The organism is Streptomyces sp. MBT65 (genome assembly GCF_016612545.1).
Classification (GTDB): domain Bacteria; phylum Actinomycetota; class Actinomycetes; order Streptomycetales; family Streptomycetaceae; genus Streptomyces.
Window position 1 is genome coordinate 1 of the sequence record NZ_JAENRY010000729.1, and the last position, 596, is coordinate 596.

1 pseudogene is annotated in these 596 nt (G+C 65.1%); it reads left to right on the forward strand.

Annotated features, from left to right (window positions below):
* Nucleotides 1-530: pseudogene (locus JHN63_RS51845) on the forward strand (Ig-like domain repeat protein); the annotation flags it as partial.
* Between the last annotated feature and the right edge of the window lie 66 nt (nt 531-596).

Sequence of the window (596 nt, forward strand, 5' to 3'; positions counted from 1 at the left end):
TCTACGCGGACCCCTTCGGCGCCGACAAGCCGAAGAAGCTGGTCAAGACCGGCAAGGTCAACTCCAGCGGCAACATCACGGTGACCGTGGACATGACCCGCGACACCGCCGTCTCCGCGGTCTTCGCCGGTGACGCCCGGTACGCGTCCAAGACGGCGAAGGTCACGTCGTACGCCAAGGTCAAGGTCTCCACCGCGATCAGCAAGCACTACAAGACGGCGAAGATCGGCTCGACGTCGTACTACTGGTTCCACAAGAACTCGGCGCCGATCGTCACCACCACGATGACCTACTACAAGGACCGCCAGGAGCGGCTCGACCTTCAGGTCTACTACCAGGGCACCTGGTACGACTCCGACTCGGAGTACTTCGGCCTGGGCACGAACGGCAAGGTCGCGGTGAACCTCGGCGCCCCCGGCCAGTCCGGCATCAAGGCCCGCATCCGGGCCGCCTACATCAACGGTTCGTCGGGCGACAGCGTCAACTCGACGACGTACACCGGCTGGAAGTACCTGTACTTCTCCAACTAGCCGCCGCTTCCCGGGCATTGGGGTGCACCGGGCGCAGGGGTGCAACGCGGCCCCGTCGCGACGACC